Source organism: uncultured Dialister sp., from assembly GCF_900538805.1.
In the GTDB taxonomy this organism is placed as follows: domain Bacteria; phylum Bacillota; class Negativicutes; order Veillonellales; family Dialisteraceae; genus Dialister.
The window spans coordinates 1-15,463 of sequence record NZ_UPZP01000006.1 but is presented as its reverse complement, the minus strand read 5'-3'; the positions used below and the strand labels follow the sequence as shown (position 1 = coordinate 15,463).

Sequence of the window (15,463 nt, the reverse complement as noted above, 5' to 3'; positions counted from 1 at the left end):
TTATTTCTTGAACGGCATGCCGAACTGGCGCAGGAGCTCGCGGGCTTCTTCATCAGTCTTAGCCGTAGTTACAACAATGATATCCATGCCACGGATTCTGTCGATCTTTTCATAATCAACTTCCGGGAAAATCAGCTGTTCCTTTACGCCGAATGCATAGTTTCCACGGCCGTCGAAGCTCTGGTCGCTGATACCACGGAAATCGCGGACGCGGGGAAGAGCGATGTTGATGAGACGATCGAGGAATTCGTACATTCTGTCACCACGAAGGGTAACTTTGCAGCCCAGGGGCATTCCTTCACGGATGTGCCATGCAGCCAGGGATTTATGAGCCTTGCAGATCATCGGCTGCTGGCCGGTAATAGCTGCAAGATCGGATGCTGCTGCATCAACTGCCTTAGAGTTTTCAGTAGCTTCGCCTACACCGATGTTGATGACAATCTTTTCCAGCTTCGGGATTTCCATGTCATTCTTGTAGCCGAACTTTTCGCGCATGCTGTTCTTAATCTGCGCTTTGTACAAATCGTTTAATCTGGACACTTGTTATCCTCCTTCCCGCTTAAGCCTTGTCAATAATAGCGCCGCTCTTAACGGCTGCCCTTACATAAGAGCCGTCCTTCTGCTGGACTTTCTTTACGCGGGTCGGTTTCTTGGATTCCGGATCCAGGATCATGACCTTGGAGGCATAAATCGGAGCTTCCTTCTCGATAATGCCGCCCTTGGGATTAGCCTGGGTCGGTTTTGTGTGTTTCTTAACCATGTTGACGCCTTCAACGACTACACGGCCTTCCTTCGGCATAGCAGCTTTGATTTTGCCCTGCTTGCCTTTATCCTTGCCGGAAATAACGACAACTGTGTCTCCGGTCTTTACATGCAGTTTCTGACTCATCATTTGCCTCCCTATTAGAGCACTTCCGGAGCCAGGGAAATAATCTTCATGAAATCTCTTTCACGGAGTTCTCTTGCTACCGGTCCAAAAATACGTGTTCCTACCGGGCTCTTGTCGTCTTTAATAATAACAACTGCGTTTTCATCAAAGCGGATGTGGGATCCGTCGCTGCGGCTTACGCCGTTTACGCTGCGGACTACAACAGCCTTGACTACCTGGCCCTTCTTAACAACGCCGCCGGGGGTTGCATCTTTGACCGTGCAAACCACAATATCACCGATATTGCCGCTCTTACGGAAGGAACCACCCAGAACTTTAATAACCAGGACGTTCTTAGCACCGGTATTATCCGCAACGTTGAGTCTGCTTTCCTGCTGAATCATCGTGCCTATCCTCCTATAATTATCTTTCTATATCAGTTCTGACGGGCAACGATTTTCTCAACTCTCCAACGCTTGTCGCGAGACAGCGGGCGAGTTTCGACGATGCGTACCGTGTCACCGACACGGCATTCGTTGTTTTCGTCATGCGCTTTGAACTTGGTTGTGGTATTAATAGATTTTTTGTACAGCTTGTGGGGAACTTTACGTTCTACAGCAACAACGACGGTTTTGTCCATCTTATCGCTGACAACAATTCCCTGGCGCACCTTGCGCAACTTTCTTTCTTCTGCCACGTTGAGATCCTCCTTTGGATTAACCGTCATGCCTTCTTGGCAGCCTTCAATTCTTCTTCACGCTGAACAGTTTTGATTCTTGCGATGGTCTTCTTTACTTCGCGAATACGCATCGGATTTTCAAGCTGTCCTGTAGCGAGCTGAAAACGGAGGTTAAACAGTTCTTCCTTTAAGCCGGCAACCTTTTCATCTAATTCGGCAGTGCTCAGGTTACGAATTTCATTGACCTTCATTTTATTCACCTGCCACTTCTTGTCCTTTAACTACAAACTTTGTCTTGATCGGCAGCTTGTGACCTGCAAGGCGCATAGCTTCCTTTGCAGCTTCCACGGGGATGCCGCCCATTTCGAACATAACACGGCCGGGTCTCACAACTGCTACCCAGTATTCTACAGCACCTTTACCGGAGCCCTGACGGGTGCCGATCGGTTTAGCGGAAACCGGTTTGTCCGGGAAAATCTTAATCCAGACCTTGCCGCCGCGCTTGGTATAACGGGTCATAGCAATACGGGCTGCTTCGATCTGACGGCTGGTGATCCAGGAAGGTTCCAGGGCAACCAGGCCATATTCACCGTAGGTTACGGTGTTTCCACGATGTTCCTTGCCTTTCATACGGCCGCGGAACTGTTTACGATATTTTGTACGCTTTGGAATTAACATCAGGAATCACTCCTTTCAGAGTTTTTCGGTCTGCGTTCTCTGCGATCACCGCGGCGGCCGCCTCTTCTGTTGCCTTCGTGACGGTTGCCTCTGTCCTTGTTTGTGCGGGTGTTTTCGTTTTCATCCACAACCTGGCCGGGAGCGAGTTCGCCTTTATAAATCCAGACTTTGACGCCGATAGCACCATAGGTGGTGTGGGCTGCGGTTACACCGTAGTCGATGTTGGCGCGGAGAGTCTGAAGAGGAATGGAACCTTCACGGTAGCTTTCGCTGCGGGCGATTTCTGCACCGCCGAGACGACCGGAAACGGTTACCTTAATACCTTTAGCGCCTGCGCGCATGGTTCTGCCTACAGCCTGTTTAACAGCACGGCGGAAGCCGATACGTCTTTCCAGCTGGGAAGCAATGTTTTCAGCAACCAGGATAGCGCTCATGTCGGTGGATTTGATTTCAAGGATATCAATGTCCACTTCCTTATCAGTTACAGCAGCCAGGGCTTTCTTGATGTCCTCAATGCCTGTGCCGCCGCGGCCGATAACCATGCCCGGTTTAGCAGTATAAATGGCAAGCTTTACTCTGTTGCCTACACGTTTAATGCCAATCTTGGAAATGCCTGCGACAAACAGGTGCTTCTTTAAAAACTGGCGGATTTTGGCATCTTCCACAAGCAGTGCAGCATAATCTTTTTCTGCAAACCATTTGGAATCCCAGTCATCGATCACGCCTACACGCATTCCATGCGGATTAACTTTCTGACCCAAAACGTTTCCCTCCTTCGATTACTCTTTTTCAGAAACTTTTACCGTCAGTGTGCTGGTACGTTTCATAATCCCGAAAGCCTGTCCACGGGAACGTGGATGTACACGCTTCATGATCGGGCCTGCATCTACATAAATTGTGGAGATGTAGAGATTGTCAATGTTCATGTTGTTGTTGTTTTCTGCATTTGCCATGGCGCTCCGGAGGGTCTTTTCAACCACGATGGAAGCTGCCTTGTGGGTATTGCGCAGAATGGAGATAGCTTCTCCCGCTTTCTTGCCGCGGACAAGGTTAGCTACGATGCGGACCTTGCGGGGAGAAATGCGGACATTTCTTGAAATTGCCTGAACTTCCATTTTATTCCTCCCTGTTATTTACCTGCAGCGGCCTTATCACTCTTGTTGTGGCCCTTGAAAGTACGGGTCGGAGCGAATTCGCCAAGCTTATGGCCAACCATATCTTCAGTGATGTAAACCGGTACATGCTTTCTTCCGTCGTGAATCGCAATGGTGTGACCTACGAAACTCGGAAGGATGGTAGAAGCACGGGACCAGGTTTTTACAATTTTCTTATCGTTAGCTGCGTTCAGTGCGTCAATCTTCTTTACCAGAGAGAAAGCGACGAACGGGCCTTTTTTTACGGATCTGGACACTTTTACTCCTCCTTATCTTACTTGCGTCTCTTAACAATCAGCTTGGTAGACGCTTTTCTGTTGTCGCGGGTCTTCACGCCGTAAGCAGGCTTGCCCCACGGGGTAACAGGACGCTTACGTCCGACAGGAGCTTTACCTTCGCCGCCGCCATGCGGATGGTCATTCGGGTTCATTACAACGCCGCGGGTGGTCGGACGAACGCCGAGCCAGCGGTTTCTTCCTGCTTTGCCCAGGGTAATGTTTTCATGGTCATCATTGCCCACGATACCGATGGTAGCGCGGCAGCGGATATGTACCTTGCGCAGTTCGCCGGAAGGCAGACGGAGCAGTGCATAATCCCCTTCTTTAGCCATGAGCTGAGCGCTTGCGCCGGCAGAACGAACCATCTGGCCGCCCTTGCCGATCTTCAGTTCCACGTTATGAACGATGGTACCAAGAGGAATATTGGTGAAAGGCAGGCAGTTGCCTACTTTAATATCGGATTCCGGACCGCTGGTAACAACGTCGCCAACCTTGAGTCCCTTAGGAGCCAGGATGTAACGTTTTTCGCCGTCTGCATACTGGAGCAGAGCGATGCGGCAGGTACGGTTAGGATCGTATTCGATGGTAGCTACCTTAGCCGGAATGCTATCCTTGTTTCTCTTGAAATCGATGATTCTGTACTGACGTTTATGACCGCCGCCCTGATGGCGAACTGTCATTTTGCCGGAGCCATTGCGACCGCCATGATTATGAACAGGAGCCAGAAGGGATTTTTCCGGTTTAGCTGTTGTGATTTCATCAAAAGTGGAAACGGTCATCTGACGGCGTCCGGGAGTGTACGGTTTAAAAGATTTATAAGCCATTGATTTACTCCTCCTTACGCTTCGAAGAGCTCAATTGTTTCGCCCGGTTTAAGGGTAACAACTGCTTTCTTCCAATCACTGCGACGACCCTGGGTGCGGCCCAGACGTTTCATCTTGCCTTCATAACGCATGGTGTTCACAGCCTGAACTTTGACTTTGAAAATCTGTTCCACAGCCTGGCGGATTTCAACCTTCGTTGCAGCAAGGGGCACGCGGAAGGTGTACTTTCTTTCTTCCATGAGAGCCGTGGTCTTTTCGGTGATAATCGGTTTAATGAGGATGTCACGTGCTTCCATTATGCGAGTACCTCCTCAATCTTCTTGACAGCTTCCTGAGTGAGGAACAGCTTGTCATAATTTACAATATCATAGATGTTGATTCCGCTGGGTACATAAGCCTTTACGCCGGGAATGTTTCTTGCGGAAAGAACAGTGTTTTCTGCTGCGTCGCCGCCGTCAACGATGAGGGCCTTGCCTGCGTTGAATGCGGAAAGCATCTTAACAACTTCCTTAGTCTTCGGTGCGTCGAAATGGATGGTATCGATAACTACCAGTTCGTTAGCACGGAGCTTTTCGGAAAGAGCAGATTTAACAGCCAGCTGGCGAGCCTTTTTCGGCATAGCCTTTGCATGGCTTCTGGGGGTCGGTCCGAATACGGTGCCGCCGCCAACCCACAGTGGGGAGCGGATGGATCCGACTCTGGCACGGCCTGTGCCCTTCTGCTTCCAGGGCTTCTTGCCGCCGCCGCGGACAAGGCCTCTGGTCTTTGTGGCGTGGGTGCCGAGGCGTTCATTAGCCATCTGGCGAACCACTGCCTGGTGAATAACAGCTTCGTTGTAGTCTACGCCAAAGACGCTGTCATTCAGCTCTATTTCACCGGTTTCCTGGCCGGCTACATTATACAGCTTTACTTTCGGCATTGAGATGTTCCTCCCTTAATCAGAACAATTTTCTGTTGTTCCAGACAATATTATTTTACAGGCTTTACAGTTTCCTGTACCATGACGAGGCTTCCCTTAGCGCCGGGGATCCCGCCTTTGACAAGCATAAGATTACGGGCAGTATCAACTCTTACTACCTGAAGATGCTGAACAGTGACTCTTTCGCCGCCCAGCTGTCCCGGCATCTTCTTGCCTTTGAATACCTTTCCGCCGCCGCCGGACATACGAGCACCGAGGGATGCTGTCTGGCGATGGTTCTTGGAACCGTGGCTTTCAGGGCCGCGCTGGTGATTCCAACGTTTAATGGTGCCGGCGAAACCTTTACCGCGGCTGGTGCCGATTACGTCTACAATTTCGCCTTCTGCGAAGATATCAGCAGCCAGAGTTTGGCCTACTGTGTAAGACGGCTTTTCAGCGAGTCTGTATTCACGCAGATATTTAACCGGATCAATACCAGCCTTTTCAAACTGACCTTTTACAGGTTTTGTCAAATGTTTTTCTTTGACAGCGCCATAACCGAGCTGAACAGCATTGTAACCATCGCTTTCAACGGTTTTAACAGCTGCTACAACGTTTGGCAGAACTTCAATAACACTTACCGGAACCAGGTCGCCGTTTTCAGCGAACACCTGGGACATTCCTAATTTTGTTCCCAAAATAGCCTTAGACATCTTTGCACCTCCTTACAGTTTAATATCAATGCTGACACCGGCTGGGAGTTCCAGTCTCATCAGCGCATCCGCGGTCTTCTTGGACGGATCGAGGATGTCAATAAGTCTCTTGTGGATACGCATTTCAAACTGTTCACGGCTGTCCTTGTTGACATGCGGAGAACGGAGAATGGTATACACGTTCCGTTCCGTGGGGAGCGGAATCGGACCGGAGACACGGGAACCTGTTCTCTTAGCAGTTTCCGCGATCTTCGCTGCGCTCTGATCAACAGCTTTGTGATCATAGCCTTTCAGCCGAATTCTGATTTTTTCCTGTTTCGACATTACATAAACCTCCTACGTTCATTTCCTGAATGAACTGCTCCGTGGAAATTCCCCTGCAGTGCAGGCCACCTTCCACTTCATAGTTTTGACTGACTCATCTGCCCCTTCGCCCTCGTACGAAAGGCCGCAAACGTTCAGCCTTTAAATCATACTATTTTCCATGGTCGAATGCAAGTGTTTCATCAAAATTTAATAATTTTATTGAGAAATCTCCTATGCTCGATAAATACTAATCGCATCGCTATTAGGCATGCCTTATTTTTACATAAACACGCCTCCTGGTGTGTACCTTCTTACATGAAATTTTGATAAAATTTTCATATCACACCGTTCCAATAGCAAAAAACGCCTGCCACAGGACGCAGCAGGCGCTCTTTTATTATACATATATATGCCGACTATCAGCTTACCGCTGCCCGCTGCCCGCTGTCCGCTATCGGCTGTCCGACATCCATGCTTTGCCTTCAGTCAATAGTGCGCAGCAGACGGCGGTCTGCTAACTGCTATCCGCTAACCGCTTTCCACCGGGCATCGTCATTCTGGGCGAAGCGAAGAATCTCGGTGCGTGCCGTTAGTGTCTCAAAGGCCCGTAAATACCGGTCGGCGGCAAGCCGATAGCCGATAGCCGATAGCCGATAGCGGTAAGCCGACAGACGACAACCGACAGCCGGCAGCCAATTGCTCCGCTATCCGCTTACCGCCTTCCGCCGGACATCGTCATTCTGAGCGAAGCGAAGAATCTCGGTGCGTGCCGTTAGTCTCTCAAAGGCCGGTAAATACCGGTCGGCGGACAGAGGAAAGAAGATAGAAGATAGAAGATAGATGATAGATGATAGATAGCAGACGATAGCGGATAGCCGATAGCTGACAGCCGATAGCCGATAGCTCCGCCAACCGCTTTCCGCTGTCCGCTGTCCGCTGTCCGCCGGGCATCGTCATTCTGAGCGAAGCGAAGAATCTCGGTGCATGCCGTCAGTGTCTCAAAGGCCCGTAACTACCGGTCGGCGGACAAAGGAAAGAAGATAGAAGATAGAAGATAGAAGATAGAAGATAGATGATAGATGATAGATGATAGATAGCAGACAATAGCGGATAGCGGATAGCCGATAGCCGACAGCCGATAGCCGATTGCTCCGCTAACCGCTATCCGCTTACCGCTGTCCGCCGGGCATCGTCATTCTGAGCGAAGCGAAGAATCTCGGTGCATGCCGATAATGTCTCAAAGGCCGGTAAATACCGGTCGGCGGACAACGGACAGCCGATAGCGGATAGCCGATAGCCGACAACCGATTGCTCCGCTAACCACTTTCCGCTTTCCGCTGTCCGCCGGGCATCGTCATTCTGAGCGAAGCGAAGAATCTCGGTGCGTGCCGTTAGTGTCTCAGAGGCCCGTAAATACCGGTCGGCGGAAAAGACGATAGAAGATAGATGATAGATGATAGATAGCAGACAATAGCGGATAGCCGATAGCTGACAGCCCACAGCCGACAGCCCACCAGCCCACCAGCCCACCAGTCCACTAGCTCACCAGCCCACCAGTCCACCAGCCCACTAACCCACTAGTCCACCAGCCCACCAGCCCACTAGCCGACAGCCCACCAGCCCACCAGCCCACTATCATATGATATAATATTCCTGTATGAAACGGAGGTTTTGTAAAATGAAAGTAACTTATGATGACGCTTTATTTGATACCATTCCCGGCCTGTGCGTAGGCATCCTGGCCATCCGCGCCGTGGACAACCGGGGCGTGAACCTGGAAGCCGAAGCCTTCCGCCGCCGCTGCTGCACCGAAGCCAACCTTCTCCTCAAGATGAACCCTGCCATGGCAGACGGAGAAATCAAACGCTACGACGACGCCCTGGCCCATCTTCATATGAAAGGCACCACCGCCATTTCCTCCCTCTTCAAAGAATACAAGAAAGAACTGGGCATGGAAGAGGAAGAAGAAGCCAAAGCAGGAGACGACTACGAAATCCTCTCCCAGCCCAAAGCCGCCAGCCTTGACGAACTGGCAGGCTCCGACGTGCTCCCCCGCATGAACCCCGTCATGGACATGGTACGGGGCGGCATGCTCAAATTCCACGTAGACATCCACGCCTTCGACATGGGCGACCGGAAGGCGCCCCTTACCATCCATCAGAAAGACGGCGAATGGGTGGTATCCCTGGGAGATAAAACCGCCGTCCGCCACTGGTACTGCGAAGACGGCACTGCCGGAAAAGTGGACGAAAACTCCGAAAACATCCTCATTCTCATCACCGGCTTTGCGCCAAACCGCAAAAAAGTGGCAGCCGCCAGAAACGAACTGGCCCGCCGCATGAAATCCGCCTTCGACCGCTCCGTGGAAGTGGGCTGGCTGGAAGATGGCACCCATGAATTCACCGCTTCCATCTAAAGGAGAACCTATGAAATACGCGGCCATCGACTTTGAAACCGCCTACTGGGGCCCCGCCAACGCCTGCTCCCTGGGCATCGTTGTAAGCGACGGGAGTAAGGTCATCGATGAATGGTACCACCTCATCCGCCCCCTTACATTGAAATTTGACGCCGGATGTATGAAAGTGAACGGCATCCACCCCGAAGACGTGGCAGGTGAAGAACCGTTCCCCTACTTCTGGGACGAAATCGCCAAGCGGCTGGAAGGCACCATCGTCTTTGCCCACAACGCCCGCTTCGACATGGGCGTCCTCGCCTCCACCCTGGACACCTACCACCTGCCGGACATCCACTTCCGCTACGGAGACACCGTCATCCTCTCCCGGAAACTGTGGAAAGACATGGAAAACCACAAACTCAACACCGTGGCAGAAAACCTGGGCTTTTCCTTCAACCACCACCAGGCCCTGGACGACGCCAGAGCCTGCGAATACATCGTCCGGAAGGCCCTGGAACAGACCGCCCTCCCCTCGGTGGAAGCCCTCATGAAAGAAACCGGCCAGCCCTTGAAACGGTTCGCCGTGAAAAGAGGAGAAAGGAAACTGGCTACATAAGGGGGCGCAGAGCGCCCCCGGGTTCAGAGGGTGCAGAAGGTTCAAAGGGTTCAGAGGGGAAGGAAACGCCCGCATTGCGGGCGTTATTTTTATATGCCGCCTAACGGCGGCCATAGCGGTGGGCCCCCTTACAATGAAAAAGGCGCCTCTTTTGATTAAACCTTAAAACCCGCCTGTCATAATCACAAATTGACTATAATATCCAGCGTCCATAGTCCCACCGCGAAGCAGAGTGGCAAGAGTTAGCGCCGCTCAGTCTTGTTTCCCCTTGAGGTGGCAAGGGAACTTGATTCGTAGGGAGCCAAAGGCGACTGAGAATCAAGTGACACGCTTCCCACCGGGGCGAACGCCGCGAAGCGACAAAGGGTGTACAAGGCGGGGCATCGATATGAAACTCCATTGCCAATCTGCCCGCCAAACGGCGGCCTGCTTTACCTTAGTGCATCTTCCCGGTTCTTACCCTCCAGCACCCCTTCGCCACTTCGTGGCCCTCTTCCCCTCAAGGGGACGCAAGATTTCACGGCGTGTTCCCTCTTCGCAAAAAGAGACGCAAGGGGCAGCACCGCTCTCCCTCGTTTTCCCTTGAGGGAAAGTGCCGCGGAGCGGCAAAAGGGTGTACGAGGCAGAGTACCGGTATGATACTCCATGACCATTCTGACCGCCAAACGGCGGCCTGCTCTACTTTAGGGAAGCACTGATTCATTCGCAGAATCGAATTTCATATGTATTTTTATCCAATCGACCTCATCAGTCTCCTTAAATAGCTCGCTATTCGCGTCGACTGATTCCTTGCGTTGAATAAAAAATACAAGAATGAAATCCGATAACGATTTAATCAGCGCTTCCCTAGAAATTTCCGGCATCAAAAAAGCACCGGCCCTTCGACCGGTGCTTTTTATCTTACATATGCACTGCCACCGATGGCTCTTCTGTTTCCACCGTTTCTTCGCTCTTTCTGATTTCTCTTTCCCTTTTCACGATTTTATACAGTCCCACCGTAAGGAGGGGAACCAGGAGTAGGACGATAATAGCGTAGGACAGAGCGTTGTAGCCTTTGGCAATGAGGTCGATGATGCCGAACTTGGCCAGCACGGCAGAGGCGGCCAGGATGGCGATGGTCAGTACGGCTCTCCTTGAGCGGGCCATGGCCGGACGGCCGCTGTCTGCAAGGCCTTTATCGATGCGCCCCAGCATGGCATGAATCATACCGGTAGCCGTTTCAATGAGGGTCCAGCCCATGACAAGGCCGAAGAAGAGGAAGAGCCAGGACGGGGCCTTGTCGGCAGTCATCATCACCAGCCAGGGCACCGGTGCTGCCAGCACGGAGGTATCAGGATAGAAGGCCATGATGGCGAAATAGGTCATGAACCAGGGAATAGTCATGAGGAGGCCGGCAATGAGACCGCCGATGACGGACTGCCTGGTATTGGTCTGTTCCTTGATGGTGAAGAAAGATGCAGGGAATACTACCAGATTGTAGCCCACATAGAGAATGCCCGTCCAGAGTGCGGAAAGCACGGTCACATCAGGGGTGAAGGAGATGTCCCCTGTATTCATGACCTGGGAAATATGACCGCTGCCCTGGAAAATGACAAGGGCGGAAAAGCTGATATAGCCGATATACAGAAGCACCGTTCCTACGGACTCAAAGCAGGCGATGATTTTCTCGCCATAAAAATTGAGGATGCCCACTACTACCGTAATCACCGATACGCCTACCCAGTAATTGAGCCCTGTCATCTGCTCCACAATGGCGCCGGTGGCCGACGACATGACGGCGATGATGATGAGCATGAGCATAATATACACCACATCAAAGAGGCGGTAAAAAGGACCGATTAAAGATTTCAGCAGCGATTTGAAATCATAAAGTTTAAACAGACGGACCATTTCAAAAGAAAGAATGGCCATCAGTGAAAACCCGATAAAAGACGCAAATCCCGACAGCCATCCCATGGCGCCGTACTTGGCTCCGTACTCCACGATTTCACGGCCCGTGGCATAGCCGCCGCCAATAAGGACAGACTGGAGAATGATGCCCGGCAGCACATACCGGGACATGGCCTTTCCGAAAGAACTTCCTTTTTCCATACTTTTTCCTCCCTATGCAGGAAGAGTCCCCCTGCTTCTCCGAAAGCGGCAGAGGCTTCTGCCCTCTGATGCATGGAGCCCGCCGCTTTCACAACTTAGCGAAAAATAATCATCTTCCCTTTCCTCATTTCCTTCTTTTTTCCATTTCCTTCTTTTTTCCATTTCCTCCCTTACTTCCAAACAGCCCGCAGGAGACAAAAAGCCCCCGTCCTTTACAGGACAGGGGCAAATTCGTTTCCGCCTCCCGGACACACCGGGCACCCATAACGCAGGGCAGCGCTCCCAAAGGAGTACGGCAGCAGCCGCATCTCTGAATCTATATGCACATAGTATACTGATTTTTCCAATTTGTCAATTTCATTTTTAAAATTTTTTCGAGGCAGTACAAAAACTCCTGATTCGTTCCATGCTGCTATCCGGTAGGGTTCAGAGGATGGTGGCTCTGCCATGAGGAAGGCAGCCTTTTTTCCTCTTTCATATAATCCCTACACTCAGACTGCACATAGTTCTCATCAGCTATTTAAGGAGGCTTATGAGGTCGATTGAATAAAAACACTTATGAAATTCGATTCTGCAAATTAATCAGTGCTTCCCTAGCCTTTTCCGCTACACCTACAGATGATTTTCTTCTGCCAGTTTCTTTATATCCTCTTCCGAACGTCCTGTGGCTTTCTTGATGAAATCCATTCCAACATGCATCTGCAGGAGATTCAGCACAATCTCATTACTGGTCTCCTCTCTTCCTTTCAAGATTCCGCTCTTTTCTCCTTTGGCAAATCCGCTTTTTTCCCCTTTTCCAAAACCAATCTCTTCGCCTCTTGCATATAATCCTACGCTCAAGTTGCACATGGTTCTCACCAGCCTTTCTTCATCATCATTTAAATCAATATCGTAATGGTTAATCAGTTCCGCCTTTTTCATTTTAGCGTTGTCTTTGGATACAAGGAGTTCTCCCAGCAGATTCAGCAGGCGATTTTCCATATCGGCTCTAGCGTGGGCTACATAGACCATGACCACCTGCTGCAGGTCATAGTTTTCTTTGTCTGTCTGGATATTACCGTATTTAGGCACTTCCTGCATACGGTAGCAGGTAATGCCGCCTCTGTCGTTCGGTGCGTCCATGCAGAGCCAGATGCTGTAGACTTTCTTGATTTTTCCATACTGCGCCTTGTCAAAGTCCACGCCGTACTGTGAAGAAATGAGGCGGCTCACGTAGTACATGGCCCGTTTCAGGAGAGGATAAGGTGTGCGACGGCTCCGCTGGGCCTCGATGTTGATAATGAGCTGTATCAGTTCATTGCGAGGCGTGATGGCCCGGAATCGAATATCGAAGGTAACTTTTCCCTCTGTGACGCTGGTATCCTCGTTTCTTTCCCCGGAAATCCGGTCGGTGCCAACCATGGCAACTGCATTAGTTTCATCGGGCAGCACCGGCACTGATGCCGTTTCCGGTACACCTATGATATAGCGGTCCCGAATGTCTACAATGGGGCAGTCCTTGAATTCTTCCACACAGTACTTCAGAATCCAGGCTAGTATCTTCTTACTGGAAAGCAGTTTCTTCGCCGCCGCGTCATATTCCGGATTCTTACCGGCCAGATAGATGTCATCTACGGTGTCGTAGTCCATTACACCACCTCCTTTACCTTCATTTTATCATAAGATCTTGAAAAGGAAAGAACTGATTTCTAAAGGTTTAGAGGGTTCAGAAGGGGAAGGTTGACGGGGCTCTGCCCCGAGGGTTACGGCCGCCTTTATGGACACGCCCGCTGGGCGTTAGGATTGATAAGGTTCAGAGGGTGGTGGTAGCGCCATCTGACACGCCTGCGGCGTGAAGGTTCAGAGGGTGCAGAGGGTTCAAAAGGTTCAAAGGATGGTGGTGGCGCCCTGCGGGCGCAAGTTTTTATAAAACCTTAAAACCGCCCTGTCGAGCTGAAAAACATGCCAGCCGGGCTTCGCCCGGTTGTATGGTTTTCTCGCCGTAACTTCCATAAAACCCAATTGACCGAAATGCCCAGTGCCCATAGTGCCCCCGGCAAAGCCGGGGCAAAGGTGGTGGCGCCAGCCACCAAAGGAGGAGCCGCCGGAATGGTGCAGGAATCGTATGGTCTCAACGCTTTTCGTGCCTTTATTATTTTTCCACCTATATCCTATAAAAATTGCTTTTTCTCAAAAATTCCGATTATCAGTCGGAATTTTTTTGCTTTTCCGGAAAGTTCCCTGTATGTAGGAAATTTCAGGCATAAAAAAAGACCGGAGAGCCGGTCCTTTTCCTTTTCATTCATCACAAAAACTCCTGATTCTTCCCATGCTGATGCGCGGTAGGGCCTCAAGGTTACCTTCTTCAGTGAATCGGCCAGGGGTAGCCGCTGAGACGGAATGCCTGTGTCGTCAAAGAAGAAAAAGTACGCTATATTGCCACCAGGATGTCTAGCAGGTCATCTTCAGGAGTTTTTATAGAGTTTTTCGGCGCGCCGGAGAGGTGAAATTCATGAATAGCTCCGTTCCTTACTTTCCCGCTTCCATGGATAGAGCGCTTCGCGGGATGATGAAGGACTTTTGCCAGGTCTTTTCGCCTCTCTGCTTATATAATCCGTGGGTGGGACAAGTTATCTCATTTTAGTGAAAAGTGTTCACAAGGGTTCAGAGGGTTCAAAGGATGGTGCAAAGAGTATATGGCTCACTATCTCCTGCCTCCATTCCTCGTTTCCCCTTGAGGGACGCAAGGGTTTGAGCCGTTCCCCTTTTATTCATACTGGCGCCGCAGGCGCCCACCTTCATTTACCATTTACAATTTACCATTTACAATTTTCCTTATGTGTTCCCCGCCTCCCAAGACTCCACAGAAAGCGGCGCAAAAAAAGAAGCCCTCTTTCGAGAGCTTCTTTCTTGTTTATGAAACTAAATTCTCTTTTCTTTTCAGAAATTAGAATTTGTAGTTCAGGGAAACGGTCCAAGCATCGTCTGCATCCTGAGCATCTTCGCCTTCGGTCTTTACGTTGAATGCATATTCAGCATGGAGCTGTACGTTCTTCTGAAGGGTTACATTAGCAATAGCATTCCAGAATTTAACTCTGTTGGCTTCGCCATATGTATAAGTATCCTTCTTATATGCACCAGTCAGGTTGCTCAGAACATCGGTCTGCAGGCCAGTGCCGCCGAAGAATACGCCTGCATCAACTTTGTTGTATGCAACGGAGAGATCCCAGGTGCCCGGTTTCTTCCAGTTAGCTGCGCCATAGGAGAGGCCAGCGTTCCAAGCGGTATCATAATCATCAGCTGTGGTATCTTTCCAGTATTCGCCAAATACATTGAACTGCTGAACCGGAATGGTCAGGTTTACGCCATAGAGTTCAGGATTTGCAACTCCGTCATCTTTGTAATCATGGCCCTGGAACTTAATGTAATCAGCACCCAGTTTTGCAAAGTTGAAGTCATAAGCAGCTTTTGCAAAATAGAAATCTGTGGATTTCAGGCTAGTGAGGTCGGCCTGAGTAACAGCATTGCCATCATAGTCACTAGCGTTAAACTGACCAAAGCCAGTTGCAAGAGACAGCTTGCCATTATTGTAAGCAATCTGAGCTCCATCGTAGCCAGTAGAATCGCCATAGAGCCAGCCACCCTGGTCGCCAAATGCGATAGGCTGGCGGCCAAGACGTACAGATACATCTTTGCCAAAGTTATGATTTACAAAAATCTGTCCCATAGATGTGGAAGCAGTCTGGTCACCTTTGAAATCCATATTGGAATCAAGACGGCCCTGTACATAGGTAGAGTCATTAACCTGACCCTTCACATTGATACGCATACGGCCGTTCCAGCTATCAGCTCTGTCCTTATTGCTGAAATCCTGGTAACGCATACGAGCATCGCCGGACCAGTAGAGGTTGCCGACTTTCTTTTCCAGGTTGGAAACGCGAACGCCCAGGTTAGCCAGTTCGTCAGCGTATTCGCCAGCCAGTT

At 50.5% G+C, this 15,463-nt stretch carries 19 protein-coding genes; 2 read left to right on the top strand and 17 right to left on the bottom strand.

From position 1 onward, the window contains the following. The 14 genes from rplE to rpsJ are packed head-to-tail and all read right to left on the bottom strand — an operon-like array spanning nucleotide 1 to nucleotide 6,416. On the bottom strand, nucleotides 1–540 hold the full coding sequence (rplE, locus tag QZQ29_RS01295; RefSeq protein WP_008859813.1) for a 50S ribosomal protein L5: 540 nt from the start codon (nucleotides 538–540) through the stop codon (nucleotides 1–3). A 19-nt stretch (nucleotides 541–559) separates the two neighbouring features. Next, on the bottom strand, nucleotides 560–877 hold the full coding sequence (rplX, locus tag QZQ29_RS01290) for a 50S ribosomal protein L24 (RefSeq protein ID WP_299413426.1): 318 nt from the start codon (nucleotides 875–877) through the stop codon (nucleotides 560–562). 26 nt (nucleotides 878–903) lie between these two features. Continuing rightward, the gene (gene rplN / locus QZQ29_RS01285) at nucleotides 904–1,272 is read right to left on the bottom strand and encodes a 50S ribosomal protein L14 (protein ID WP_008859811.1); all 369 of its coding nucleotides are present in this window, start codon (nucleotides 1,270–1,272) and stop codon (nucleotides 904–906) included. A 32-nt stretch (nucleotides 1,273–1,304) separates the two neighbouring features. Then, a complete protein-coding gene (gene rpsQ / locus QZQ29_RS01280) occupies nucleotides 1,305–1,565 on the bottom strand; it encodes a 30S ribosomal protein S17 (protein WP_040380320.1) in 261 nt (86 codons plus the stop codon). 26 nt (nucleotides 1,566–1,591) lie between these two features. Further along, a complete protein-coding gene (gene rpmC / locus QZQ29_RS01275; RefSeq protein WP_291057848.1) occupies nucleotides 1,592–1,798 on the bottom strand; it encodes a 50S ribosomal protein L29 in 207 nt (68 codons plus the stop codon). Nucleotide 1,799: 1 nt separating this feature from the next. After that, nucleotides 1,800–2,225 carry a 50S ribosomal protein L16 gene (rplP, locus tag QZQ29_RS01270; RefSeq protein ID WP_008859808.1) on the bottom strand — a complete coding sequence of 142 codons (426 nt, stop codon included), beginning with the start codon at nucleotides 2,223–2,225 and terminating at the stop codon, nucleotides 1,800–1,802. Next, complete coding sequence (gene rpsC, locus QZQ29_RS01265) at nucleotides 2,225–2,986, bottom strand: 30S ribosomal protein S3 (protein WP_296958699.1); 762 nt, start codon at nucleotides 2,984–2,986, stop codon at nucleotides 2,225–2,227. Before rpsC ends, rplP begins: the two co-directional genes overlap by 1 nt. A gap of 18 nt (nucleotides 2,987–3,004) precedes the next feature. Further along, entirely contained in the window at nucleotides 3,005–3,340 is a 336-nt protein-coding gene (gene rplV / locus QZQ29_RS01260; protein WP_008859806.1) for a 50S ribosomal protein L22, read from the bottom strand. A 14-nt stretch (nucleotides 3,341–3,354) separates the two neighbouring features. Continuing rightward, the gene (rpsS, locus tag QZQ29_RS01255) at nucleotides 3,355–3,636 is read right to left on the bottom strand and encodes a 30S ribosomal protein S19 (RefSeq protein ID WP_008859805.1); all 282 of its coding nucleotides are present in this window, start codon (nucleotides 3,634–3,636) and stop codon (nucleotides 3,355–3,357) included. Between the two features lie 17 nt (nucleotides 3,637–3,653). Next, complete coding sequence (rplB, locus tag QZQ29_RS01250) at nucleotides 3,654–4,481, bottom strand: 50S ribosomal protein L2 (protein WP_296958696.1); 828 nt, start codon at nucleotides 4,479–4,481, stop codon at nucleotides 3,654–3,656. 14 nt (nucleotides 4,482–4,495) lie between these two features. Further along, complete coding sequence (rplW, locus tag QZQ29_RS01245) at nucleotides 4,496–4,777, bottom strand: 50S ribosomal protein L23 (protein ID WP_008859803.1); 282 nt, start codon at nucleotides 4,775–4,777, stop codon at nucleotides 4,496–4,498. Beyond that, nucleotides 4,777–5,400 (bottom strand): 50S ribosomal protein L4, encoded by a 624-nt coding sequence (rplD, locus tag QZQ29_RS01240; RefSeq protein WP_296958693.1) that lies wholly within the window; start codon nucleotides 5,398–5,400, stop codon nucleotides 4,777–4,779. The genes rplW and rplD overlap by 1 nt, the downstream gene beginning before the upstream one ends. A gap of 50 nt (nucleotides 5,401–5,450) precedes the next feature. Further along, nucleotides 5,451–6,092: a 50S ribosomal protein L3 gene (gene rplC / locus QZQ29_RS01235; RefSeq protein WP_296958692.1), complete on the bottom strand. Its 642-nt coding sequence runs from the start codon at nucleotides 6,090–6,092 to the stop codon at nucleotides 5,451–5,453. A gap of 12 nt (nucleotides 6,093–6,104) precedes the next feature. Next, nucleotides 6,105–6,416 carry a 30S ribosomal protein S10 gene (gene rpsJ, locus QZQ29_RS01230; RefSeq protein WP_008859800.1) on the bottom strand — a complete coding sequence of 104 codons (312 nt, stop codon included), beginning with the start codon at nucleotides 6,414–6,416 and terminating at the stop codon, nucleotides 6,105–6,107. Nucleotides 6,417–8,076: 1,660 nt separating this feature from the next. Between rpsJ and QZQ29_RS01225 the strand changes: the two genes are divergently transcribed. Further along, a complete protein-coding gene (locus QZQ29_RS01225) occupies nucleotides 8,077–8,814 on the top strand; it encodes a hypothetical protein (protein ID WP_296958691.1) in 738 nt (245 codons plus the stop codon). Between the two features lie 10 nt (nucleotides 8,815–8,824). After that, a complete protein-coding gene (locus QZQ29_RS01220; protein WP_296958689.1) occupies nucleotides 8,825–9,409 on the top strand; it encodes a 3'-5' exonuclease in 585 nt (194 codons plus the stop codon). Nucleotides 9,410–10,309: 900 nt separating this feature from the next. Here the strand turns inward: QZQ29_RS01220 and QZQ29_RS01215 are convergent. The 3 genes from QZQ29_RS01215 to QZQ29_RS01205 all read right to left on the bottom strand — a co-directional run. Beyond that, the gene (locus QZQ29_RS01215; RefSeq protein WP_296958687.1) at nucleotides 10,310–11,500 is read right to left on the bottom strand and encodes a hypothetical protein; all 1,191 of its coding nucleotides are present in this window, start codon (nucleotides 11,498–11,500) and stop codon (nucleotides 10,310–10,312) included. A gap of 612 nt (nucleotides 11,501–12,112) precedes the next feature. Then, nucleotides 12,113–13,129 carry a hypothetical protein gene (locus QZQ29_RS01210; protein WP_296958685.1) on the bottom strand — a complete coding sequence of 339 codons (1,017 nt, stop codon included), beginning with the start codon at nucleotides 13,127–13,129 and terminating at the stop codon, nucleotides 12,113–12,115. Nucleotides 13,130–14,426: 1,297 nt separating this feature from the next. Next, nucleotides 14,427–15,463: S-layer protein (locus QZQ29_RS01205; RefSeq protein ID WP_296958683.1), on the bottom strand; the 1,037-nt coding region annotated here is incomplete at its 5' end.